This window comes from Bradyrhizobium guangxiense (genome assembly GCF_004114915.1).
GTDB lineage: Bacteria > Pseudomonadota > Alphaproteobacteria > Rhizobiales > Xanthobacteraceae > Bradyrhizobium > Bradyrhizobium guangxiense.
This window is the reverse complement of sequence record NZ_CP022219.1, coordinates 1419357-1441455: the sequence shown is the minus strand read 5'-3', so window position 1 is coordinate 1441455 and position 22099 is coordinate 1419357. Positions and strand designations below refer to the sequence as shown.

Annotated in this window: 25 protein-coding genes, 1 tRNA gene and 1 pseudogene; 11 read left to right on the top strand and 16 right to left on the bottom strand. The window is 64.7% G+C overall.

Going from position 1 to position 22099, the window contains the following annotated elements; all coding sequences use genetic code 11:
- Positions 1-90: 90 nt before the first annotated feature.
- The 6 genes from X268_RS06825 (at position 91) to X268_RS06800 (ending at position 2019) form a co-directional block, all read left to right on the top strand.
- On the top strand, positions 91-348 hold the full coding sequence (locus X268_RS06825; RefSeq protein WP_128924218.1) for a hypothetical protein: 258 nt from the start codon (positions 91-93) through the stop codon (positions 346-348).
- A gap of 95 nt (positions 349-443) precedes the next feature.
- Positions 444-692: a hypothetical protein gene (locus tag X268_RS06820; protein ID WP_128924217.1), complete on the top strand. Its 249-nt coding sequence runs from the start codon at positions 444-446 to the stop codon at positions 690-692.
- Positions 693-879: 187 nt separating this feature from the next.
- Positions 880-1164, top strand: a complete 285-nt coding sequence (locus X268_RS40840) for a hypothetical protein (protein ID WP_164937584.1) — start codon at positions 880-882, stop codon at positions 1162-1164.
- 7 nt (positions 1165-1171) lie between these two features.
- The gene (locus X268_RS40685) at positions 1172-1426 is read left to right on the top strand and encodes a hypothetical protein (RefSeq protein WP_164937583.1); all 255 of its coding nucleotides are present in this window, start codon (positions 1172-1174) and stop codon (positions 1424-1426) included.
- A 31-nt stretch (positions 1427-1457) separates the two neighbouring features.
- A complete protein-coding gene (locus tag X268_RS06805; RefSeq protein WP_128924214.1) occupies positions 1458-1652 on the top strand; it encodes a DUF3072 domain-containing protein in 195 nt (64 codons plus the stop codon).
- Positions 1653-1731: 79 nt separating this feature from the next.
- Positions 1732-2019, top strand: coding sequence for a DUF6496 domain-containing protein (locus tag X268_RS06800; protein ID WP_128924213.1), 288 nt, complete (start codon positions 1732-1734; stop codon positions 2017-2019).
- 10 nt (positions 2020-2029) lie between these two features.
- Here X268_RS06800 and X268_RS06795 read toward each other — a convergent pair whose 3' ends face one another.
- Positions 2030-2392 (bottom strand): hypothetical protein, encoded by a 363-nt coding sequence (locus tag X268_RS06795; RefSeq protein WP_164937582.1) that lies wholly within the window; start codon positions 2390-2392, stop codon positions 2030-2032.
- Between the two features lie 263 nt (positions 2393-2655).
- Positions 2656-4203, bottom strand: coding sequence for a Do family serine endopeptidase (locus X268_RS06790; protein WP_164937581.1), 1548 nt, complete (start codon positions 4201-4203; stop codon positions 2656-2658).
- A 213-nt stretch (positions 4204-4416) separates the two neighbouring features.
- Between X268_RS06790 and X268_RS06785 the strand changes: the two genes are divergently transcribed.
- Positions 4417-5253 carry a universal stress protein gene (locus X268_RS06785; protein ID WP_164937580.1) on the top strand — a complete coding sequence of 279 codons (837 nt, stop codon included), beginning with the start codon at positions 4417-4419 and terminating at the stop codon, positions 5251-5253.
- A gap of 15 nt (positions 5254-5268) precedes the next feature.
- Here the strand turns inward: X268_RS06785 and X268_RS06780 are convergent, their stop codons facing one another.
- The 9 genes and pseudogenes from X268_RS06780 to X268_RS06740 all read right to left on the bottom strand — a co-directional run bounded on the left by X268_RS06780 (position 5269) and on the right by X268_RS06740 (position 14392).
- A complete protein-coding gene (locus tag X268_RS06780) occupies positions 5269-5481 on the bottom strand; it encodes a hypothetical protein (protein WP_128924210.1) in 213 nt (70 codons plus the stop codon).
- Positions 5482-5653: 172 nt separating this feature from the next.
- Complete coding sequence (rpe, locus tag X268_RS06775; RefSeq protein WP_128924209.1) at positions 5654-6391, bottom strand: ribulose-phosphate 3-epimerase; 738 nt, start codon at positions 6389-6391, stop codon at positions 5654-5656.
- Complete coding sequence (gene cbbX, locus X268_RS06770) at positions 6388-7320, bottom strand: CbbX protein (protein WP_128924208.1); 933 nt, start codon at positions 7318-7320, stop codon at positions 6388-6390. Before cbbX ends, rpe begins: the two co-directional genes overlap by 4 nt.
- A 97-nt stretch (positions 7321-7417) precedes the next feature.
- Positions 7418-7825, bottom strand: coding sequence for a ribulose bisphosphate carboxylase small subunit (locus tag X268_RS06765; RefSeq protein ID WP_128924207.1), 408 nt, complete (start codon positions 7823-7825; stop codon positions 7418-7420).
- Between the two features lie 10 nt (positions 7826-7835).
- The gene (locus X268_RS06760) at positions 7836-9296 is read right to left on the bottom strand and encodes a form I ribulose bisphosphate carboxylase large subunit (protein WP_128924206.1); all 1461 of its coding nucleotides are present in this window, start codon (positions 9294-9296) and stop codon (positions 7836-7838) included.
- A 38-nt stretch (positions 9297-9334) separates the two neighbouring features.
- On the bottom strand, positions 9335-10420 hold the full coding sequence (gene fba / locus X268_RS06755) for a class II fructose-bisphosphate aldolase (RefSeq protein WP_128924205.1): 1086 nt from the start codon (positions 10418-10420) through the stop codon (positions 9335-9337).
- 12 nt (positions 10421-10432) lie between these two features.
- Positions 10433-12451 carry a transketolase gene (gene tkt, locus X268_RS06750; RefSeq protein ID WP_128924204.1) on the bottom strand — a complete coding sequence of 673 codons (2019 nt, stop codon included), beginning with the start codon at positions 12449-12451 and terminating at the stop codon, positions 10433-10435.
- A gap of 16 nt (positions 12452-12467) precedes the next feature.
- A pseudogene (locus tag X268_RS06745) lies at positions 12468-13342 on the bottom strand (phosphoribulokinase).
- Positions 13343-13354: 12 nt separating this feature from the next.
- Positions 13355-14392, bottom strand: coding sequence for a class 1 fructose-bisphosphatase (locus X268_RS06740; protein WP_128924203.1), 1038 nt, complete (start codon positions 14390-14392; stop codon positions 13355-13357).
- A gap of 119 nt (positions 14393-14511) precedes the next feature.
- Between X268_RS06740 and X268_RS06735 the strand changes: the two genes are divergently transcribed.
- Positions 14512-15489: a LysR family transcriptional regulator gene (locus X268_RS06735; RefSeq protein ID WP_128924202.1), complete on the top strand. Its 978-nt coding sequence runs from the start codon at positions 14512-14514 to the stop codon at positions 15487-15489.
- Positions 15490-15731: 242 nt separating this feature from the next.
- Here X268_RS06735 and X268_RS06730 read toward each other — a convergent pair whose 3' ends face one another.
- From X268_RS06730 to X268_RS06710, 3 genes are all read right to left on the bottom strand, one after another.
- Entirely contained in the window at positions 15732-15941 is a 210-nt protein-coding gene (locus X268_RS06730; protein ID WP_128924201.1) for a hypothetical protein, read from the bottom strand.
- A gap of 138 nt (positions 15942-16079) precedes the next feature.
- Positions 16080-16499, bottom strand: coding sequence for a DUF4118 domain-containing protein (locus tag X268_RS06725; RefSeq protein WP_128924200.1), 420 nt, complete (start codon positions 16497-16499; stop codon positions 16080-16082).
- A 1055-nt stretch (positions 16500-17554) separates the two neighbouring features.
- Positions 17555-18514 (bottom strand): N-carbamoyl-D-amino-acid hydrolase, encoded by a 960-nt coding sequence (locus tag X268_RS06710; RefSeq protein ID WP_128924199.1) that lies wholly within the window; start codon positions 18512-18514, stop codon positions 17555-17557.
- Between the two features lie 52 nt (positions 18515-18566).
- On the opposite strand from X268_RS06710, the gene X268_RS39960 reads away from it, so the two are divergent.
- Together X268_RS39960 and X268_RS06700 are read left to right on the top strand one after the other, a co-directional pair.
- Positions 18567-19016 (top strand): hypothetical protein, encoded by a 450-nt coding sequence (locus tag X268_RS39960; RefSeq protein ID WP_245477798.1) that lies wholly within the window; start codon positions 18567-18569, stop codon positions 19014-19016.
- 237 nt (positions 19017-19253) lie between these two features.
- The gene (locus X268_RS06700; RefSeq protein ID WP_128924198.1) at positions 19254-19580 is read left to right on the top strand and encodes a hypothetical protein; all 327 of its coding nucleotides are present in this window, start codon (positions 19254-19256) and stop codon (positions 19578-19580) included.
- A 21-nt stretch (positions 19581-19601) separates the two neighbouring features.
- Here X268_RS06700 and X268_RS06695 read toward each other — a convergent pair whose 3' ends face one another.
- Positions 19602-20576, bottom strand: coding sequence for a tripartite tricarboxylate transporter substrate binding protein (locus X268_RS06695; protein ID WP_128924197.1), 975 nt, complete (start codon positions 20574-20576; stop codon positions 19602-19604).
- 384 nt (positions 20577-20960) lie between these two features.
- Positions 20961-21037, bottom strand: a tRNA-Pro gene (locus X268_RS06690).
- A gap of 68 nt (positions 21038-21105) precedes the next feature.
- Between X268_RS06690 and X268_RS06685 the strand changes: the two genes are divergently transcribed.
- Positions 21106-22095 carry an L-threonylcarbamoyladenylate synthase gene (locus tag X268_RS06685; protein WP_128924196.1) on the top strand — a complete coding sequence of 330 codons (990 nt, stop codon included), beginning with the start codon at positions 21106-21108 and terminating at the stop codon, positions 22093-22095.
- The last annotated feature ends 4 nt before the right edge of the window (positions 22096-22099 follow it).

Below are 22099 nucleotides of genomic sequence, written 5' to 3'. Positions count from 1 at the left end.
GTCGGATGAAGCCGGCGATGACAATTCCTTCATTCAATTGGAACCGGCGCATATCGCCCGCGTTGCCCGCCAGATCGGGATGCGGTTCCCATGCGCGCGAAAAAGTCGTCGGACCTGATCTCTGCGAGCGGCCTCGTCAAGCTGATGACGCATGCCATGATGGGAGCGGCCCTCGGCCTCTCCTTCAGTCTCGCGCTGGTCCTGTGCAATCCAGCCGTCGCGAACCTGCTCAACAGCGGGGGAAGCCAGGCCGCGATGGTCTTCGCGCTCACCTTGGTGACGACATTCACGATCGGCGCGACGCTCACCGGCGTCGTGTTCATCCTCGTCGAGGACAAGCAATCTTGAAGCACGCGTGAAGCGCGGCGGGAGCTTTGTTGGGAACTCCTGCGGCAAATGGCGGTTGGCTGCCTGCGTCAATTTAACCCAGGGAGTTCCCTCGCATGACAACGGCAAAGCTCGTTCTCACCGCAATGCTGGCAGCCGGCCTCGCCGCCGCACCGCTCGCCGCGCAGGCCAAGTCGCACAAGGCGAAACATGGATCCTCCGTGTCGTCGTCGCAGACCACGGGCGCCAACACCAAGTCGTCCAAGGGCGCAGATCCCTCGGGCCAAGGCGGCTCGGGCCCCGGCTCAGACCAGGGCGGCACCATGACCAACCAGAACAGCAAGGGCATGACCAACACCAAGTGAGCTCAGGCCGGCACGACATCAAAGCCCCGCGCCGACGCGGGGCTTTTTCTTGATGCGCGATCAGCCATCGAGCGACACGTCATCCGGCGTCCGCATCAGTTCATTGCGGACGGCGCGATGCAAGGTTGAGCCGCGGCTAAAGCGCGATGGCATTTAGATGAATCGTCATCGCGCTTTAGATTGTTGTTTGCGCATGATCTTTGCGGAAAACCGCTTCGCACGTTTCCGGATCATGCGTAGCAGCATTCGCCTTCACGAGATGCTCGAGCTGCGCCCGCTTGCGTCCGATCAAGATCTGGGCCGCAGCGTCCTCGAGACGCGCGCGCTGCAATTGCCGGATGGCAGACCCCAGTTCGAGAATCTCGGCGCGTCGCCTCAAGATTCGGTAAGTTTCCGGGTCCTCCTCCACAGCGCCGCCCTCGAAGGTTTCAGCGCCGCATGCTCGCGCGCGCGGAATTGCCGATTGTCTTGACGAGACGATGGCGAACCCGGTCGCCAACGTCAGGCAGGACATCACCGCCGCCGGCAGCCTTCCATTCGCTGATCACGAGATTGATCTTCCGCCGCAGATTCATCTGCGCCAGGGCCTGTTCGATGCAATCGCGGTCGCCGTTGACGCGATCGCGCACGGTGGCCTCGACGGCGGTCATTTCCTGCCTCAACGCACTGATTTTGCGTCGAATTTCATTAATTCTGTTGTCCATGGCTTGTTAGAACAAAATAAGAACATATAGTCAAGTCACGATTGCAGGACGGAGAAGTCAGATGCAGATTCAAGGTCAATTCAACGCCAGGGTCTTCCTCGCCGAGCAGATGACCCGGGCGCAAGGACTGAAGCTGAAACGACTGAGCGAAGAGGCCTATCAGCCCGCACAATATGCGCGCGATTTGTCCTTCACCGAGGCGGCACGGCGCATCCAGGTGCTGGAAGCCGAGATCGAGCTGGCGAATTCGTTCTAGGCCTTCGCCTGCAAGGTCGCGCGCTCTTTCGGAACCATGCCCGTGTCGAATGGTTCTCCCCGGCCAAGGGAGAACATGCATGGCACGCAAGGCAAAGAAGCGCCGCTACTCGCGCAGCTCCGGTAGCGAGGTCGAAAGCGAGATGCGACGTTACAAGAAGGGCACGGCAAAGAGCGGTCGCAAAGGCCGTGGCGGACGCGTGAAGAGTCGCAAGCAGGCGATCGCAATCGGACTGTCGAAGGCGCGCAAGAAGGGCAAGAAGGTCCCGAAGAAGGCGAGCAAGAAGTCGTCCAAGAAGCGGACGAGCAGGAAGACAGCCAAGAAGACAAGCAGGAAGTCGTCGAAGCGCAAATCCAGCAAGCGTTGACGCTGACGCCTCAGATCATGCTGCCGGGCATGAAGCAGCGAATCGAGATCCCGAAGGCCGTCTTCACCGGCCACACCATGGTGCGGCCGGCGCGGTTCGGCTCGGTGATGACGGCTTCGTCCGGCACTTCGATCCACTCCCCGTCGAGACGCACGCGATAATGCCCGTTATGCGATTCCCAATCGGGGTCGGAGACGGCAAAACCGTCGGCGTCCGAGCAGCAGGGACCGAGGTGGCTGCGCAGGCTGTCGAACCACGGCTTGAGGGGCGAGTTCGCGTAGCGGCCGTCATCACGACCGAGCGCGCTTCCGCCCCACAGCACCAGCGGCGCCACGAGCAGCGCACCTGTCAGCGAGAGCTTCAATCGACCCATGTCGGCACCGATCAAATACGAACCACCGGCCAGTTCCACAAAGCGGCCTGAAGTTCGGAGTTCCACGCTTGCAACTGCTCGGCAGCGTCGTTGCTGACGAGCATCGGAACTGTGATGGCCGAACACGGCTTTTTCGTATGAACCGGGTCACCATCCCTGCCGTTAACGAGAATGTTATCGGAGCCCGCCGAAAATCCTGAAGGCGAAAGGAAAGGGCGGCCCAAGGGCCGCCCTTTTGGATGGGTTCAGAGGAGTCGTTCGCCTTACGCGAGCGGCACCGCGACGAACCTCGTCGCCTCGGCGCTTCTGACCTGCAACAGCACGCTGCGCTTGCCGGACGATTTGGCCTGGGCCAGTTCCGTCCGAACCTCGCCGACATTGGCAACCGCCTTGCCGCCGACATTGAGGATGACGTCGCCAGTCTGGATGCCGCGCTGCGCGGCCGGACCTTGCGGATCGACCTGCGTGACGACGACGCCCTTCTGGCCGGCGCCCTGAACCTCGCTGGCCGGCGCCAGGGCGAGGCCGAGGCGCGGCGCACCCGCGTTCGACTGCCCACTGCCCTCGTCAGAGCCGCCATTCGCTTTGGCTTGCCGCTCGTTCGGCAACTCGCCGAGCGCGAGCGTCAGCGTTCTCGTGCCGCCATTGTGGAACACGTCGAGCTTCACCGAGCTGCCCGGGGCCAGGGTGGCTATGGTCCGGGCGAGATCACGGGAGTCCTTGATCGCGGTGCCGTTGACGGCGGTGATGACGTCCCCCGCCTCGATGCCGGCTTTCGCCGCCGGGCTGCCATCCTGCGGATTGTCGACGATCGCGCCGCGCGCCTCCTTGAGGCCGAGGCTGTCGGCAATCTCTGCCGTCACCGGCTGCACCTGCACGCCGAGCCAGCCGCGAGTCACCGCGCCCTTGTCCTTCAGTTGCGCGACGACGAGTTTTGCAGTCGAGGCCGGAATGTCGAAGCCGATGCCGACCGAGCCGCCGGAGGGCGAGAAGATCGCGGTGTTCACGCCGATCACGTTGCCGTTCATGTCGAAGGCCGGGCCGCCGGAATTGCCCTTGTTGATCGGCGCGTCGATCTGGATGAAATCGTCATAGGGGCCGTTGCCGATGTCGCGGCCGCTGGCCGAAACGATGCCGGCGGTCACGGTGCCGCCGAGACCGAAGGGATTGCCGACCGCGACCACCCAGTCGCCGATGCGGGGCTTCTGGTCGGAGAATTTGACGAACGGAAAGTCCTTCTTGCCGTCGACCTTGATCAGCGCCAGATCGGTCTTCGGATCGGTGCCGACCACTTTCGCGGTATAGGTCGTGCCGTCATCCATGGTCACCTGCACCGACTCGGCGTGGTCGACGACGTGGTTGTTGGTCACGGCGTAGCCGTCGGCGGAAATGAAGAAGCCGGAGCCTTCGCCCGTGACCATCTGATGGCGCTGGCGCGGCAAGCCGTTCGGACCGCCCGGAAAGCGGAAGCCGAACTGCCGCGAGAATTGGTCGAATGGGGAGTCCTCGTCGGAGTCCATCCGGTTCTGCTGCAGCATCGCACTCTTGTCGTTGTCCTGGTCGATCCTGACCCGCACCGAGATGACGGCGGGCTTGACCTTGCTGACGAGATCGCCGAAGCCCGGCGGCGTTGCGGCGGATTCCGTGGCCTGGGCCGGCGCAATGAAGGAGGCCATGCCGAACGGCGAAGAGGCGGGCGATGCCGCCAGCACGGCGACGCCGAGCGCGGCCACGCTGCCGAGCAGCGCGAGCCGGCGCGGCCTCAAGATCTTGCGGGACGTCGTGGTGTCGGAATTGACGTGATCGTTCATGTCGAAATGTCCATGTTGGATAAGGTGTCGCCTTGCGTCCAACATGGAGATCGTCACCTTACGACGTCCCGTCCGTCCGATTAAATCTTGGCAAAGGATATGCGGGCGGGCACCCAGGGAAAGATCGTCCCGGCGCATTTGATGCAGCTCAACGCGGGTCCTCCGGGCAGTGAAAAACTACAGCCACCGAATGATCTTCATCGGAGGCGCCCCATGTACAAAGACATTCTCGTCCACATCCCCACCGAGCGTCCCATGCGCGCAGCCGTCGAGGGCTCGATTTCGCTTGCCGCGCAGTTCAACGCCCAGCTCGACGCGGTCGCGATCGGCTATGTCGCAACCAGTGCTGCCTATGTGATGGAGGGCGGCGCGGCGGTGGCTGCCGTATTCGAGCTGGAACGCGAGCGCGCACTGGAGCGGGCCGAAGCCGCACTCTCGGTGTTCGGAATCGAAGCGGCGAACGCCGGCGTCTCCTACACCTTGCGCCCGCTCGGCGCGATCCCGGTGGATGCGGCGGGCTCCCTCGGCGAGATGGCGCGGCTGCACGACCTCAGCGTCGTGCTTCAGCCTGATCCGGCGCACAGCTCGTTCGACAACGACGTGCCGGGCGAGATCCTGTTCCAGTCGGGCGGCCCGGTGCTGTTCCTGCCCTACACATTCCGTGGAGCTTTCAAGGCGGCACGGATCGGCATCTGCTGGGACGGCAGCCGCCTCGCTGCCCGCGCCGTGCGCGACGCGGCGCCGTTCCTGGCACGTGCCGACGAGATCGTGATCATCACCATCAACGAGGCCGACGCGGTCCCCGGCGACGCGTCAGCCAACAATCTAGCAAGACATCTCGGCCGACGCGGACTGTCGACCCGCACGATCAGCCTGTCGGCGACGCGCGCCGACATCCAACCGACCATCCTGTCGCTGGCGGCCGATGAGGCACTCGATCTCCTGGTGATGGGCGGCTACGGCCATTCGCGATTGCAGGAGCGCGTTCTTGGCGGCGTCACCCGTGCCATGCTGGAAGCCATGACGGTGCCGACGCTGATGTCGCATTGAGCCGGCCCGGTGCCATCAAGCCGCGACCGGGGTCTCCCATGTCGCGGCCGCTGCGGCGCTCTCGTCGTGTCGCAGGTTGCACGCGTCGAAATGCGCCTTGAGCTCGACTTCGGCAAGATATTCGAAATGTTCAGCCTGGCCGAGGAGTTGCCAGTTCTGGAGCGGCCGGTAGGCCGCCTGCTGACGACAGAGGGACGCCAGCGCCCGGTAGCGACGTACGTTCTCCATGAGACCCTCCCTCGCATTTGCAGAGCTTATTGCTCTGATTTGCGTCAGGCCGATGGCGGTTGTGCAAAAGATTTGCTGCGCCACCGCGCGCCTGGCCTTGGCTCGCTCTTAGGAAAGGCGTACTCAGGTCAAAGTTCCAGATTGGGTCTGCCAACGCTCGGCCTCGCGCAGTCTACCGGATACGGCCTCCATCGCCTACGCGCATCCGTTGCGCAGAACTATCTTGCAGGTGCGGAACCCGCCCCGTCTCGGCGGCGATGCGAATAGCCCCGATATTTGCGCCATATTCCGCAACGCTCTTGCCGCGAAAAACCGCGGAACCCGCTACCAGCGTATCGGCGCCCGCTGCCGCCACGGCGGCGGCGTTGTCGCGCGTGATACCGCCGTCGACCTCGAGCCGGATCGGCCGGTCGCCGATCATGGCTCTGATCCGCTCGATCTTCTCGAGCTGGGACTCGAGGAAGGACTGGCCGCCAAATCCTGGATTGACCGTCATCACCAGCACGAGGTCGACGCGGTCGAGCACATAGGCGATCGCGCTCTCGGGAGTGGCGGGACACAGGCTGACGCCGGCTTTCTTGCCGAGCGCGCGGATCGCCTGAAGCGAACGGTCGAGATGGGCGCCGGCTTCGGCATGAACGGTGATGATATCGGCTCCGGCTTTCGCGAAAGCTTCGAGGTAAGGATCGGCAGGGGCGATCATGAGATGGACGTCGAAGATCTTCGTCGTCATCGGCCGGATCGCCTTGATGACGTCGGCGCCGAAGCTGATGTTCGGCACGAAGTGTCCGTCCATGACGTCGCAATGGATCCAGTCGGCGCCGGCCGCGTCGATTGCTGCGACCTCCTCGCCGAGGCGCGCGAAGTCTGCGGCCAGGATCGAAGGAGCGATCATGATCTCTCTGGTCATGGCTTTGCACTCCGCACATCGGCGCCGCCGCTGAAGACTCGGCTCGCCAGGACGTCCATGGGATCAATGGTCTCGAGGTCCGCGACATCGAGCATGCGATCGAGATCGGACACCAGGCGATCGGCCTGCCGCAGCCGGATGCGATCGACGGCGTTGCGGATCGAGCGCGCGTTGGAGAAGAACGGCTGCGTCCGGCGCAGTGCGATGTATCTCTCGAACGCTTCGCGCGCCGGCACCGAGAAGCGATAGCCGCGCTCCTTCAGCATCAGCTCGGCAATGACCAGCAGCTCGGCCTCGGCATAGTCGGGGAATTCGATGTGGTGGGCGATGCGTGAGCGGAAGCCGGGATTGGAAGCGAAGAAGCTCGTCATGCGCTCGCCATAGCCGGCGAGAATGACGACGAGGTCCTCGCGTTGGTTCTCCATCACCTGGAGCAGGATCTCGATCGCCTCCTGACCGTAATCCCGCTCGTTGTCGGGGCGATGCAGGTAATAGGCTTCGTCGATGAACAGCACGCCGCCCATCGCCTTCTTCAAGATCTCCTTCGTCTTCGGCGCGGTGTGGCCGATATATTGGCCGACGAGATCGTCGCGCGTCACTGAGATCACCTGCCCGCGCCGCACGAAGCCGAGACCGTGCAGGATCTTTGCCATGCGCAGCGCCACCGTGGTCTTGCCGGTGCCGGGATTTCCGGTGAACGACATGTGCAGCGTCGGCGGCGCGGAGGCCAGGCCCGCGCGCTGCCTGATACGTTCGATCAGCAGCAGTGAGGCGATCTGACGCACGCGGCTCTTCACCGGCTTTAATCCGACCAGCTCCTGCTCGAGCTGCTGCAGCGTGCCGGTGATTCCGGCCGCTTCGGCCTCCTTGCGGAGATCGAAATGGGTCTCGTTGGGCTCGGTCGTCGTTGCGTGGGGCACATCGAGCATCGGGGCCTCGAAAAAGGGCTTCGCCGCGAGGGAGGCGGCGAAGCAGTTGGTCCGCCAAGGATGCGGAGCAGGGAGGGCTCCGCGCGGAAGCGGATAGTCAAGTCGACGCGTGCGCGGCCTGCCGGCGCACAGTGGTGTAACGGATCGCGCGGCCGCCGACCTCCTGTCGCACCAGTTCGAACTCCGCCTCTCGTGGCGGCCGGTTGACGAGGAAGGAGATCCGGACCGATTCCCAGCCATGGCTGGAATCGAAGCCGCTGATCCGGATGTAGCGATCGCCATAGACCCTGCGACATTCGGCGAGCTCCATCATCACGCCGGCGGCATCCTGGAGGTCGAACATCGGCAGGCCCCACATTTCCCAATAGGTATTACGGGGATGCGGATCCTCAGTGAACTCGATGTTCACCGCCCAACCATTGGCGAGGCAGTATTGCACCTGGCTGTAGATCTGGTCGTCGGTCAGATCAGGCAAGTATGAGAAACAACCCTGGGTCAGCTTCATGTCGATCTCCTCAGACGGTTTCCAGCGCCGTCGGCACGAAGTCCGGCGTGTCGGTGGATTGATAGTTGAAGGTGACGTCCTTCCAGACCTCGAGCGCCGCCTTCAGCGGCGTACAGGTCTCGGCCGCCTTGGCCAGGATCTCCGGGCCCTCGTGGACGTAGTCGCGGCCCTCGTTGCGGGCGAGGATCATCGCTTCCAGCGCCACGCGGTTGGCGGTCGCGCCGGCCGCAATCCCCATGGGATGGCCGATGGTGCCGCCGCCGAATTGCAGTACGACGTCTTCGCCCAGGAGATCGAGCAGCTGATGCATCTGGCCGGCATGGATGCCGCCGGAGGCGACCGGCATCATCTTGTTCAGGCTCGCCCAGTGCTGGTCGAAGAAGATGCCATGCTCGAGCTTGGTCGGGTTGAAATCCTCGCGGCAGACGTCGTAGTAGCCGCGTGTGGTGTTGGGGTCGCCTTCGAGCTTGCCGACCACCGTGCCGGCATGGATGTGGTCGACACCGGCAAGCCGCATCCACTTCGCGATGACGCGGAACGACACGCCATGGCTCTTCTGCCGCGTATAGGTCGAATGGCCGGCACGGTGCAGATGCAGGATCATGTCGTTGCGCCGCGCCCATTTCGCCATCGACTGGATCGCGGTGTAGCCGATCACGAGGTCGATCATGACGATACATGACCCGAGCTCCTTGGCGAACTCGGCGCGCTCGTACATGTCCTCCATCGTGCCCGCGGTGACATTCAGGTAAGTGCCCTTCACCTCGCCGGAGGCCGCCTGTGCGCGGTTCACCGCCTCCATGCAGTAGAGGAAGCGGTCGCGCCAATGCATGAAGGGCTGCGAGTTGATGTTCTCGTCGTCCTTGGTGAAATCGAGCCCACCTTTCAGCGCCTCGTAGACGACGCGGCCGTAATTGCGGCCCGAGAGACCGAGCTTCGGCTTCACCGTCGCACCCAGCAGCGGCCGGCCGAACTTGTCGAGGCGTTCGCGTTCGACCACGATGCCGGTCGCCGGTCCCTGGAACGTCTTCACATAGGCAACCGGGAAGCGCATGTCTTCCAGGCGCAACGCCTTCAGCGGCTTGAAGCCGAACACGTTGCCGATGATCGAGGCCGACAGGTTCGCGATCGAGCCCGGCTCGAACAGGTCGAGATCATAGGCGATGTAGGCGAAGTATGAGCCCGGCGAGCCCGGGACCGGATCGACGCGATAGCACTTGGCGCGATATTTCTCGGCCGCGGTCAGGCGATCGGTCCACACCACCGTCCAGGTCGCGGTCGAGGATTCTCCGGCCACCGCAGCAGAGGCCTCGATGGGGTCGACGCCCTCCTGCGGCGTGACGCGGAACAGCGCGATGACGTCGGTGTCCTTCGGCGTGTAGTCGGGCTCCCAATAGCCCATGCGCTTGTATTCCATCACGCCGGAGCGATAGCGCTCTTTGCCGCGAACCGTGCCTGCATGTGCGTTCATGTCTCTCTCCTGCTCTTTTCTCTGCTCTTTCTGATTGATTAGGCCGCCACGGACTCGCGGGCGTCGACGCGCGGGTCGAGCTCGCCGGCGCGATAGCGACGCGCCATCTCGCTCATCGGGACCACCTTGATCTTGCTGGCATGGCCCGCGGTTCCGAACTGCTCGAAACGCTCGCGGCAAAGCTCGCGCATCGCGTCCATCGCGGGCTTGAGGAATTTGCGCGGGTCGAACTCGTTGCGGCTCTGCGCGGCGACCTTGCGGAATACGGCGGTCATCGCGAGGCGACAATCGGTGTCGATATTGACCTTGCGCACCCCGCTTCGGATGCCGCGGACGATCTCCTCGACCGGGACGCCCCATGTCTGGGGCATCTCGCCGCCAAACTGGTTGAACATGTCCTGCAGCGGCTGCGGCACCGAGGAGGAGCCGTGCATGACCAGATGCGTGTTCGGCAGGCGGCGGTGGATTTCCTCGACCACCCGCATCGCCAGGATGTCGCCGTCCGGCTTGCGGCTGAATTTGTAGGCGCCGTGCGAGGTGCCCATCGCGATGGCGAGCGCATCGACCTTGGTGGCGCGAACGAAGTCGACCGCCTGGTCGGGATCGGTCAGGAGCTGGTCGTGGCTGACCTTGCCCTCAACGCCGTGGCCGTCCTCCTGTTCGCCGCCGCCATGTTCGAGCGAGCCGAGCACGCCGAGCTCGCCTTCGACGGAGGCGCCGACCCAGTGCGCGAGGTCGACGACGCGGCGAGTGATCGCGACGTTGTAGTCGTAGTCGGCCGCCGTCTTGGCATCGGTCTTGAGCGAGCCGTCCATCATGACCGACGTGAAGCCGTGGGCGATGGCGGACGCACAGGTCGCTTCGTCATTGCCGTGGTCCTGATGCATGCAGAGCGGGATGTCCGGATAGGTCCGCTCCAGCGCGTCGATCATGTGCGAGAGCATGAGATCGCCGGCATAGCTGCGCGCGCCGCGCGAGGCCTGCATGATGACGGGCGCGTCGACCTCGGCCGCGGCCTGCATGATCGCGATGCCCTGTTCCATGTTGTTGATGTTGAATGCCGGTACCGCGTAGCCATGGGACGCGGCGTGGTCGAGCAGTTGGCGAAGGGTGATACGGGCCAAGGGTCGTCCTCCTTATTGGCTCTTGCGGGCGATCGCCCGGCGGGCCGCCTCTGCAATGCTCTGTGGGGTGATGCCGAATTCGCGGTAGAGCACCGGCGCCGGCGCCGAGGCCCCGAAGCCGCGCATGCCGACGAACTCGCCGTCGGCGCCGATCCAGCGATGCCAGTCGCCGGCGACGGCCGCCTCGATCCCGACGCGCGGCGCGCTACCGAGCACAGCGGCGCGGTAATCATCCGGTTGCTCCTCGAACAGAGCGAAGCAAGGCGCGGACACCACGGCTGCTCGGATGTGCTCGGTTGCGAGCAGGCGCGCGGCCTCCAGCGCGATCGATACTTCCGAGCCGGTCGCCATCAGCGTCACGTCGCGGCCGCCATCCGGCGAGACCACGAGATAGGCACCGCGCGCGACGCGGTTCTTGCCGCGGGCATCGCTGCGGAACGTCGGCAAGGCCTGCCGCGACAGGCACAGCACAGACGGACGATTCTCGGAGCTGAGTGCACAGTCCCAGGCCTCCAGCGTCTCCACCGCGTCGGCGGGACGGAACACGAGCAGGTTGGGAATGACGCGCAACGCCGCGAGATGCTCGACCGGCTGGTGCGTCGGGCCGTCCTCGCCGAGGCCGATGGAGTCGTGGGTCATCACGTGGATGGCGCGCAGCCGCATTAGCGCCGCAAGGCGGATCGCTGGCCGGCTGTAGTCGGAGAACGCGAGGAACGTGCCGCCATAGGGGATGAAGCCGCCATGGAGCGCGAGGCCATTCATCGCGGCGGCCATGCCGTGCTCGCGAATGCCGTAGTGGATGTAGTCGCCGGCGAACGCGCCGCGCGTGACGGGAGCCTGCGCCTTGGCGTGCGTCAGGTTCGAATGCGTCAGGTCCGCAGAGCCGCCGACCAGAACTGGGATGGTCCCGGCGATGCCGTCAAGCACCTGTTGCGAGGCCTGCCGCGTCGCGAGCTTCGGCCGCTCACTGGCAAAGCGCTCGCGCAATTTCGCGGCGGCCAGCGCATAGGCGGCAGGCAGAGCGACGGCCTTGCCCTCGACGAACAGATCGCGCTGCTCGGGCGTCGCGTCTTCGTAGCGATCGAGCCAGGCGAGGCGATCGACCTGTCCGCGCTGCCCGATCATCCGCCACGCCTTCTGGATCGTGACAGGCACGACGAAGGGCTGATAGTCCCAGCCCAGCGTCCGGCGCGCCGCCGCGGTCTCCTCGGCGCCGAGCGGCGCGCCATGCGCCTTCTCGGTGCCCTGCCTATCAGGCGCGCCGTAGCCGATGATGGTGCGGCAGGCGATCAGCGACGGCTTTGCGGTCTCCCGCTCCTCCGCAATCGCTTGTGCAACGGCCTCGGGATCATGCCCGTCGACGCGGCGCACGGACCAGCCGGAGGCGGCGAAACGCGCGAGCTGGTCGTCGGACGTTGCCAGCGACGTCGGCCCGTCGATCGAGATACCGTTGTCGTCGAACAGCACGATCAGCCGGCCGAGCCCGAGATGGCCGGCCAGCGAGATCGCCTCCTGGCTGATGCCTTCCATCAGGCAGCCGTCGCCGGCGATCACATAGGTGAAGTGATCGACAAGGCCGTCACCATGCCGCGCATTGGCCATCCGCTCGGCGAGCGCCATGCCGACCGCGGTCGCGATCCCCTGCCCCAGCGGTCCCGTCGTGGTCTCGACGCCGGGCGTATGACGATATTCGGGGTGCCCCGGCGTCTTCGAGCCCCATTGCCTGAAAGCCTTGATGTCGTCGAGGCTAACGTCGCCGCCGGTCAGATGCAGCAGCGCGTAGAGCAGCATCGAGCCATGGCCCGCCGACAGCACGAAGCGATCGCGGTCCGGCCAATTGGGATGCGCCGAGTCGAATTTCAGGAAGCGCGAGAACAGCACGGTTGCAACATCGGCCATGCCCATCGGCAGGCCGGGATGACCCGACTGCGAGGTCTCGATGGCGTCGACCGCGAGGAAGCGGACGGCGTTGGCGAGATCATTGTGCGTGACCGCCGTCAGGTCGGCTTCGGCGTGGACGGAGATGTTCATCGGATTCTCTCCTCGTTCACTTCAGGCTGCGCTTGCGCTCAATCAGCTGCATGATCAGCGGCGTCAGGATCAGCTGCATCGCCAGATCGAGCTTGGCGCCGGGGCAGACGATCGAATTCGCGCGCGACATCCAGCTCTGCGGCAGCATCGAGAGCAGATAGGGGAAGTCGATGCCGCGTGGATTCTTGAAGCGGATCACGACCATCGATTCGTCCGGCGTCGGGATCCAGCGCGCCACGAACGGATTGGACGTGTCCACCGTCGGCACGCGCTGGAAGTTGATGTCGGTCTCGGTGAATTGCGGGCAGATATAGTGGATGTAGTCGGGCATCCGCCGCAGGATGGTGTCGGTGACCGCCTCGGTCGAATAACCGCGCGCGCTGCGGTCGCGGTGCAGCTTCTGAATCCATTCGAGGTTGATGACGGGCACGACGCCGATCTTGAGATCGGCATAGCGCGCGACATTGACCTTGTCGGTGACGACGGCGCCGTGCAGGCCCTCGTAGAACAACAGGTCGGAGTTCTCCGGCAGTTGCTTCCAGTCGGTGAAAGTGCCGGGCGCCGTGCCATGCAGTGCGGATTCCTCGGCGTCGTGGACATAGTGCCGCGTCACCGCCGTGCCGGTCTCGCCGTAGTCGCGGAACGCGCGCTCCAGCTCCTCGAACAGGTTGGTCTCGGGGCTGAAATGGCTGAAATGCTTGTTGCCGCGCTCGGCCCCCTTTCGCCATCTGCGTGCGCATCTCGGCGCGGTCGTAGCGGTGGAAGGCATCACCCTCGATGTAGACCGCGTTGACCTTCTCGCGAAAAAAATCTGCTCGAAGTCTTCTTGACCGAGGTGGTGCCGGCGCCGGAGGAGCCGGTGATGGAGATGATCGGATGCTTCCTGGACATGGGACACCTCGCTCAGAGCCGGAAGAATCCGCGCCGCGCGAACAGCGGCGCGGAGACGCTGGCGACCAGCAGCGGATCGCAATGCAGCTCCTCGACACGCCGCACCTCGTTGCTCGAGCCCATGATCAGGGGCACGCGCTGATGCAGGCTCTGCGCGGAAAGGTCGAGGATGCGCTCGCGCCCGGTCGAGGCCGAGCCGCCGGCCTGCTCGATGATCATCGCCATCGGGTGCGCCTCGTAAGTCAGGCGCAGGCGGCCGTCGCCGTAGCCGGGACGCGCGTCCGAGGGATAGAGGAAGATGCCGCCGCGGGTGAGGATGCGATAGGCCTCGGCGACCAGCGAGCCGACCCAGCGCATGTTGAAATCATGGTTGGCGGGCCCTTCGACGCCGGTGAGACATTCGTCGATGAAGGCGCGCACCGGCGGATCCCAGTGCCGGCGGTTCGAGGCGTTGATCGCAAACTCCTCGCAGGCCTCGACGATCTGCACCCCGCTGCGCGCGAGACGGAAGCAGCCGGCCTTGCGGTCGAGCGTGAAGATATCGACGCCCTCGCCGAGCGTCAGCACCAGCGAAGTCTGCGGGCCGTAGGTGACGAAGCCCGCCGCAAGCTGCGCCGAACCGCGCTGATGGAAGGCAAGCGAGAGATCGTCCGGGGCGGGCAGGATCGAGAAGATCGTGCCGACCGTCATGTTGATGTCGATGTTGGAGGAGCCGTCGAGCGGATCGATCGCGACGCAGATCTTTGCCGCGCGATCGACGATCTGGGCCTCGCGCATCTCTTCCGAAGCGAGCGCGGCGATCGGCAACGTGCTGAGGCAGCGGCGCAGGATCGCATCCGCCTGCACGTCGAGATCGCGCTGGATGTCGCCGTCGCTGTTGCGCCCCGTCGTCAGGCCGGAGGCGTCCGCGAGATCGCCGGTGGCGATGAGGTCGGCGATCTCGATGGCCGCCGCCGCGATGGCATCGACTGCGTCCGCCACGAGCAGCGCGTGCGGCGCGGTCTCGGAATACCGTTGAAGGTGGTCGTCCAGCCTGAGTTGCCCGGTCATCTGCGTCCATCCCCTTTTCCGGCGCCGCATTCGATTGCCTCCCGCTGGAGGTCGGTGCAGTCCGTCCCGGCATCAGGAGATTGACAGGGGCAGCTTAATAAGGAAAATTTCTATTCATAATGAGCGTCAAAGAATTTTCTTATAATGGCTCCGGCCATGCGGCGGCCCAGCTTCGGCATCTAACGATCCGGCAGCTGCGCTCCCTCGCGGCGCTCTCGGCCAAAGGCAGCGTGACGGCCGCCTCCGGCCATCTCGGGCTGACGCAGCCGGCCGTGACCCAGCAGCTCCGGCAGCTTCAGGACCTCGCCGGCCTGCCGCTGGTGCAGCGGACCGGCGACGGCATGCTGCTGACCGAGGCGGGCAAGGAGGTTTTGGCGCTGGCCGAGCGAGTCGAGGCCGCCATCATGGACTGCCAGGGCGCGCTCGACCTGCTCGCGGGGAGGACCGGCGGCACCGTGCAACTCGGCGCGGTCTCGACCGCGAAATATTTCGTGCCTCATGCGATCGCGGCGTTCTCCAAGCGCTACCCCAAGATCGAGATCAAGCTCACCATCGGCAATCGCGAGGAGATCCGCGAGGCCATGCACGGCTACGACCTCGATTTCGCGGTGATGGGTCGGCCACCGGCCGACGTCACCGTGGATGTCCGCCAGCTCGGGCGCAATCCGCACATCATCGTCGCGCGCAAGGGGCACTGGCTGGAAAAGGATTCCGGCCTCAACCTGACCGATCTCGTGCACGAGACCTTCCTCACCCGCGAGCCCGGCTCGGGCACGCGGACACTGATGGAGGGCATGTTCCAGAAGTCCGATCTCGAGCCGATCATTGGCATGGAGATGAGCAGCAACGAGACCATCAAGCAGGCTGTCATTGCCGGGCTCGGCATCGCCTTCATCTCGGCCCACACGGTGGCGCATGAACTCGCCGAGGGCCGGCTCGTCGTGCTCGACGTCGCGGGCCTGCCGATCGTGCGGCAATGGTACGTGATCCGCCGCAGCGACAAGGTGCTGCTGCCGCCGGCGCAGGCGATGTTCGATTTTCTCGGCTCGGAGGGATCGAACTATCTGCCCGACGTGCCCGAGCTCGGCGGACGATAGTCTGCCCGCGCTCAGCTCATCAGCTTCATGGCGACGGTGGCCGCCAGGATCACGATGATCTGGAGCAGGCGCTCCGTCGTGAAGATGCGGTTGAACGTGGTCATCATTTGCCCCGGCCGACGTGAAGGAGATTTCGATCGGCCCGTTGCTAGCACAGAAGGGCGCGGCGACAACTCCGTAATCGCCCCGTGGGCGATCGCGCCAGCCCCGGGCCGGCTCGCGGCCGCGCGGGCCGTTAACGATCAGGCCGCCAGCGAAGCGGCGTAGTCCGCGCGCGTGGCGAAATAGGCTTCCAGCTCCGACAGCGCGCGCGCTTCCCAATCCTTCGCCTGCTCCAGCAGCGACCAGCTTTGGCCCGGGCGGAATGCAGCGGTCTGGCGATAGAGCGATGCGATGCCGCGATAGCGGCGCACGTTCTCCAGGATGGCTTGACCGTTGATGTGGCCGTTCATGTCCGAAAACTCCCTCGTCACTCCCGGGGGAGAAACTGCGGCCAAATCTTTTTCGAAAAGTTAGCGGCGCGCGGCAAGCGCGCGGATGGTTGCCGGACTGTTGCGCGCACGCAACGCGCTGCGCGGGGCGAGGAGAAACTATTGCGGATTCGTTGCTGCGCTCTCGCCCGGAGACCTCAATCCGCCGCGGCGGACGATCACCATCGTCTCGCGGCAGAGATCGGCAAAGCCGATCAAGAGCACGGCAAGCAGGCAGAACAAGTTGATGGAATCCGCATTCGCGCTGGATAACGGCGTGAACTGGAAGAAGGGCGGAATGAACGCCCACCACACCAAGGGAATGGTGAGCAGCGCGGCGACCACCGCCGCCGGGGCGCCCGCGACGAGGCCGAGCACGAACAGGCTGGGCAGGAACGCGGCGAAATAGAGCTTTGCGCCGAGCGCGACACAGACGCCCTGGACTGCAGCCGACACCACAACAACGACGAATCCGAGCAGAAACGCCCGCCACGACCATGGCCGTACCCGCGGTACGCCAAACAGCCCAGCACGCCTCATCAGTCTCCCCCTGCCGCCCGTTAACCGGGTCCAGTTGCGACCAAAGTACTACAGCCGCGGCAAAACCGCGAGGTGGAAATCGCAGCCGGGCGGGATTGGTAAACGAACCGCATTGCACAATGCCGGACGCCCGAACGGCGACGGGCCTGCTCGTGTCCCGACCGCGCTCCCGGACGTCGCCCCTCTCGGTCCAATCACAACGGCCTCTGGAAGACTGGATCGCCCGGCCCCGCGGGCGATGACACTGAATCTGTGGCTGCAGACACGCCTTCCCGTTCTCGCGGCTTGATCCGCCCGAGCTTTGCTTGATCGCTTCACCCGCTTCGCCAAGAGGGCGCAGGGAAGGCCGGGTGCCGGCGGCACCCGCGGTCCGCTGCGCGAAATGCACACGCAGAAAGGACCGCACAGCAGCATACAGGTGAAGCCCAACACACGGCCTTCCCTGCGCGATGGTCGGACGGCTTATGCCGTGCTCTCCCGGGAGCCGAGTTCGTTCTGGCCTCCCTCGCCGTTCGAATTGGATGATGCCGTCCGCCCGGTTGGGCTCGCGCGCATCTTCGAAAGGCTTGACCGTAGCAACGACGGCCAGGACCACACGGTTTTGCCGTACGCGCATTCGTTGACGCCACAGGGTCTCCCGGCATTGTCGACATGGCCGAGAGAATGTTGGCGCGACGAATAGAACAGCGCCGCTCGTCTGCACGCGGGATACAGGCTCACAGGGACTACCCGCCCTGCCCGCCCCGTCTCGTGCCGAAGCTGCCGCGTCCACCGCAAGCCCGGCTCGCGCATCGTGACGACAACATGATCGCCCCTCAAGGATGAGCCGGGATAGGCGACACATACGCCATTTCCGAATTTCGGTAAAGTGGAATATTTTTGGCGGACCGGATTGACAGAGGGCGACACAGCAATTTGCGGCGTCATTCCGGGGTGTCGCGCAGCGACGAACCATGTGCAACTGTGCAACTGAGAATCCATCGAGCGGCATGTCTTGCGGCGCGATGGATTCCGGGCTCGTTGCTTCGCATCGCCCCGGAATGACGAAGGAGAGATCACCGTTTCGGCGCTACCGGCGAACCATCCGCCATCATGCTCACGCCCTTCCGGTCGACGATCATCCCATAAGCCCGCGGCTGGCGGTGGACGTCGAAATTGAAGGTGGTGCGCTTGTAGGAATTGCAGAGATCGAGATCGCACCTAGCCAGCGCAAGCTCGTCGCCCTTGGTCGTGCATCGCGCGATGATCTCGCCGGAGGGCGCGATGATGCAGCTTCCGCCGATATGGTCGACGCCTTCCTCGACGCCGGCCTTGGCGACGCCGACCACGAAGGTGCCGTTCTGATAGGCGCCGGACTGCATCACCAGATGGTTGTGGAACAGCGAGAGATCGTCATGCTCGGGTGCGGGCGGATTGTGCACCGGCGTGTTGTAGCCGATCATCACCATCTCGACGCCCTGCAGCCCCATCACCCGATAGGTCTCGCTCCAGCGGCGATCATTGCAGATCGCCATGCCCATCACGCCACCGAAGGCATCGGCGACGCCGAAGCCGCTGCCGGGCTCGAAATAGCGCTTTTCCAGATGCTGAAATTTCCGCCACGGTTCATGCTCGGCATGGCCGGGCAGATGGACCTTGCGATATTTCAGGACGATCACGCCGTTCTTGTCGACGAGGATGGACGTGTTGTAGCGCCGGACGATGTCGGCCTCGACCGTCAGCTCGGCATAGCCCAGGCAGAAGCCGATCCCGAGCTCGCGGGCGAGATCGAACAGGGCCTGCGTTTCAGGGCCCGGCATCTTTCGCTCGAAAAAGCTGTCGATCTCCGCCTGATCTTCAAAGTACCAGCGCGGGAAAAATGTCGTCAGCGCGAGCTCGGGATAGACGATCAGATCGCAGCCGCTGGCCTTCGCCACGCGCATCAAGGCCATCAACCGGGCCACAACCTCCGTCCTGCTCTCGGTTCTGGCGATCGGGCCAAGCTGGCCGGCTGCGACAGTCACAAATCTTGCCACGCGTCATTCCTTCATGTGCCGGAGGTTCATTCGGGCCAAAGCCTATCGAGCCATGTTCGAGGCGCACAGGGCCGCCTCGCCCCATCGCCGCGACGGCACAATCAAATTCCGTGCCTGCGGTATCATCTTGCGGCGGCGTGCACTTGCTCACGAAAAGAACCGGGAACTTCGTTGCGAATTTGCAACGGTTCCCCGCGATCTGAAGCCGGACAAAACAAACTCCCATTCCGGCCACGAACCGCTCTCACAAGGCCGTGAGACTATCAGGGGAACGACGATGCGTGCACAACGCGTTTGGAATGTGAATGGGGCGGCCAGCGTCGGGCAGCTTCAATCGAAACTGGACGATCTGAACAAGCGTCTGGGTGAGCTCGAAAGCCAGCATCCGGACAGCTGGAAGCTCGAAGAGCTGAAGTCGAGCGCGCTCAGCCTGTCGCGGGAGATCGACGACATCCGCTGCGCCGAAGCGACGGCGGCGCTGAGCGAGCTGCTGCGGAAGTAGCCGGCTCCACCGATTCGCGCTCCTCGCACAGGAACCAAGATCCACCGCCGCCATTTCCATGCAGAGCATGGAGCATGATCATGACGAGACACCTGACGCGAGCCCATCTCGCGCGCGGCGTGGCTGGCGCGGTGTCCACGCTGGTGCTGTGCGCGGCGGCGGCCTTCACCATCGCGCGCCACTTTGCGTTGTAAGAATTTGGCGTTGTGAAGAATTTGGCGCGGTGAGGGATTTCACATGACGTCCGATCCCGAAGAGCAGGTGAGGCTGCAGGGTTTTGGCGAGATGACGTTGCGCACGGCCGTCGCGACGCTGATGCAGCTCGCGCCGCGCGAACGCTCCGAGGCCGCAATCTTCCGCGTCCGCGACGGCGTGCGCCTTGCGCAAAGCGAAGTCGTGGAGCTCGCATCACACTGGGGCATCGATCCAACGCCCAACGTGCGCTCGCCGCGACTGGTCCCGGAGCAGCATTGGCCGGACATCGTGCGCGGCATGGTGCGCGAGGCCCCGCTGCCGTCGCTGATGGTGGCGTTTCTGGTAGGCGTGCTGGTGGCGCGAAGGTAGCCGCGCCAGAGTGCAACGGGGTCACTTCTGTTCGCTTGCCCGCATCTGCTCGGCGAAAGGACGCAGGGCTTCGGACATGGCGTCGAGGCGTTTCTGCCACTCCGCGCCAGGCATGAAGGCGATCACCGGCTCATCCCCGGGCGAACCGGTCAGGTACTCAGGATGACGCAGGCCCTCGGCTATCCCGGCTTCCAGTTTCTTCACGATGTCGTCCGGAACGCCCTTGGGGACCGCAAAGCCGCGCTCGGCCGTCGTCATGACCGGAAAGCCCACCTCTTCGGCCGTCGGAACGTCGGGCAGCGCTGCAAAGCGCTTCTTCGACAGGATCGCAATGACGCGAAGTGGCCCCTTGTTGGTGCCATGCAACTCGGGAATCTCGCTGACAGTGACCATCCCGACGTCCAGATGCCCACCCAAAAGATCGGTGCGCTGTGCCGCCGTTCCTCTGTAGGAGATTTCGTTGGGCTCAACCTTCGCGACGGCCGCGAGCATGCGAATGGCCAGATGACCGTTCGTGCCGGCGCCGTTGTGACCGAAGCTCACCGACCCCGGCTTGCTGCGAAGCGCGGCAATGATATCAGGCAAATTCTGGAATCTGCTGTCCGCGGGCACCACGATCACGTTCGGATCTTCGACGACCCGTGCGACCAGCCGAATCTCGTCGGTGGTGTATTGGGTCTTGCGGGTCATCGGCAGGAAGTTGTAGCCGGGCACATTGACGACACCGATCGCATAGCCATCGGGCGCCCCGCGCGCGATCGACGCAAACGCGATCTCTCCACCGGCGCCGGGCTTGTTCAGGACGACAAATTTCGCCTTGCCGCCGAGCGAGCGCTCGACAAAGGGAAGCAGCTTGCGCGCCATGACATCGGTGCCGCCGCCCGGCGCGAAGCCAACCACGACCTCGATCGGCTTGTCGTCCGGCCATGCGGCCCATGCCGATCCGGAAGCAGCAAAGCCAAACGCTGCAACGAGTGCGAGGATTTTCTTGTTCATGATTTCCAGCCCTGTTTTTTATTGGTCGATCGTGCTCTCGAACGCGCGATCGACTGTGCGTTCATCTAGCCGTCGGCCTGACCGGAGAGCAACCGGTTATCCCGAACGCAGCTATGCGGTGGGCCGCGGCGGTTCGCGCGGTCATTGCGGTCGCATCAAGGGGATGGCGCTTCGAATTCCATGAGGGCGGCGCGGCGTCCTCTGACCTACCTCGCAAGGCTCGCCGCTCGAGGTCGACCCATGACAAGCCATGCCGACGCAACAGGCCGCCCTGCGGGGGCCAAATCGGCCGTGGACCCGCTCCGAAAATCGTTGCAGAAAGGCGTTCCGAGGCGCCGGCGGCCGGTCTGCCAAGCCTCTGGAAAACGTCAACTTTTGGAAGAATGGTCGGAGTGGCAGGATTCGAACCTGCGACCCCTGCGTCCCGAACGCAGTGCTCTACCGGGCTGAGCCACACTCCGACAAGAAGGCGGCTTATAGCGTCGGGTTTGACGCACCGCAAGCGGCCGAGATGAGGAATTTTGTCCCTGTGAAAACGGGCCTTGAAACGCTGATTTTACCGGCCGGCGAGGCCGGCGCGGAGGCCGCTGCCCGCACCTTGGCCGCCGGCGGGCTGGTCGCGTTTCCGACCGAGACGGTCTACGGGCTCGGAGCGGACGCCGCCAATGCCACGGCAATCGCCCATCTCTACGCCGCCAAGGGGCGGCCGGCGTTCAATCCGCTGATCGCCCATGTCGCCGACCTCGAGGCCGCGCAGCGGATCGGGCGGTTCGATGCTCGCGCGCTGAGCCTGGCGAAGGCGTTCTGGCCGGGGCCGCTGACGCTGGTGGTGCCGAAGACGGAGAACTGCCCGGTGGCGGAGCTCGCCACCGCCGGCCTCGACACCGTCGCGATCCGCATTCCCGCCCATGAGGTGGCGCAGGCGATCCTGCGCGCGTTCGGCGGGGCCGTGGTGGCGCCGTCCGCAAATATCTCCGGCCACGTCTCGCCGACGCTGGCCGCCCATGTCGAGAGCGACTTATCGGGGCGGATCGACCTGATCGTCGACGGCGGGCCGGTCGCGGTCGGAGTCGAATCGACGATTGTCGGCTGCTTCGAGACGGCGATGCTGCTGCGCCCCGGCGGACTGTCGCGCGAGCGGATCGAGGCGGTGCTGGGCGCACGCCTGGCGCGGCCGCCGGTGGAAGCCGAGAGCGACGACAGCCAGCCGCTGGCGCCGGGCATGCTGGCCTCGCATTACGCGCCGCGCGCCCATGTGCGCCTGCGCGCGCAGGAGGTTGCGCCCGATGAGGCGCTGCTGGCGTTCGGGCCTTCGCGCCTGCCCGGCATGGAGACGGCAGCCGCCGTCATGAATCTGTCGCCCAGCGGTGATCTCGATGAAGCCGCCGCCAATCTGTTCGGCTATCTTCGCGAGCTGGATGCCAAGGGGCCGCGGGCGATTGCGGTGATGACGATTCCCGAGGAAGATCTGGGCGAAGCGATCAATGACCGGCTGCGGCGCGCGGCCGTGGTGCGATAAGAGT

Coding starts and splice junctions, on each gene's coding strand:
- X268_RS40685 (WP_164937583.1), top strand. CDS start 1,172: ATGGCGAACCCGGTCGCCAACGTCAGGCAGGACATCACCGCCGCCGGC.
- X268_RS06785 (WP_164937580.1), top strand. CDS start 4,417: ATGTACAAAGACATTCTCGTCCACATCCCCACCGAGCGTCCCATGCGC.
- X268_RS06780 (WP_128924210.1), bottom strand. CDS start 5,481: ATGGAGAACGTACGTCGCTACCGGGCGCTGGCGTCCCTCTGTCGTCAG.
- X268_RS06760 (WP_128924206.1), bottom strand. CDS start 9,296: ATGAACGCACATGCAGGCACGGTTCGCGGCAAAGAGCGCTATCGCTCC.
- X268_RS06725 (WP_128924200.1), bottom strand. CDS start 16,499: ATGAGGCGTGCTGGGCTGTTTGGCGTACCGCGGGTACGGCCATGGTCG.
- X268_RS06730 (WP_128924201.1), bottom strand. CDS start 15,941: ATGAACGGCCACATCAACGGTCAAGCCATCCTGGAGAACGTGCGCCGC.
- X268_RS06695 (WP_128924197.1), bottom strand. CDS start 20,576: ATGAACAAGAAAATCCTCGCACTCGTTGCAGCGTTTGGCTTTGCTGCT.
- X268_RS39960 (WP_245477798.1), top strand. CDS start 18,567: ATGTTCGAGGCGCACAGGGCCGCCTCGCCCCATCGCCGCGACGGCACA.
- X268_RS06700 (WP_128924198.1), top strand. CDS start 19,254: ATGACGTCCGATCCCGAAGAGCAGGTGAGGCTGCAGGGTTTTGGCGAG.
- X268_RS06735 (WP_128924202.1), top strand. CDS start 14,512: ATGAGCGTCAAAGAATTTTCTTATAATGGCTCCGGCCATGCGGCGGCC.
- tkt (WP_128924204.1), bottom strand. CDS start 12,451: ATGAACATCTCCGTCCACGCCGAAGCCGACCTGACGGCGGTCACGCAC.
- X268_RS06765 (WP_128924207.1), bottom strand. CDS start 7,825: ATGAAGCTGACCCAGGGTTGTTTCTCATACTTGCCTGATCTGACCGAC.
- X268_RS06800 (WP_128924213.1), top strand. CDS start 1,732: ATGGCACGCAAGGCAAAGAAGCGCCGCTACTCGCGCAGCTCCGGTAGC.
- cbbX (WP_128924208.1), bottom strand. CDS start 7,320: ATGCTCGATGTGCCCCACGCAACGACGACCGAGCCCAACGAGACCCAT.
- X268_RS06825 (WP_128924218.1), top strand. CDS start 91: ATGCGCGCGAAAAAGTCGTCGGACCTGATCTCTGCGAGCGGCCTCGTC.
- X268_RS06795 (WP_164937582.1), bottom strand. CDS start 2,392: ATGGGTCGATTGAAGCTCTCGCTGACAGGTGCGCTGCTCGTGGCGCCG.
- X268_RS06805 (WP_128924214.1), top strand. CDS start 1,458: ATGCAGATTCAAGGTCAATTCAACGCCAGGGTCTTCCTCGCCGAGCAG.
- X268_RS06790 (WP_164937581.1), bottom strand. CDS start 4,203: ATGAACGATCACGTCAATTCCGACACCACGACGTCCCGCAAGATCTTG.
- X268_RS06740 (WP_128924203.1), bottom strand. CDS start 14,392: ATGACCGGGCAACTCAGGCTGGACGACCACCTTCAACGGTATTCCGAG.
- X268_RS06820 (WP_128924217.1), top strand. CDS start 444: ATGACAACGGCAAAGCTCGTTCTCACCGCAATGCTGGCAGCCGGCCTC.
- rpe (WP_128924209.1), bottom strand. CDS start 6,391: ATGACCAGAGAGATCATGATCGCTCCTTCGATCCTGGCCGCAGACTTC.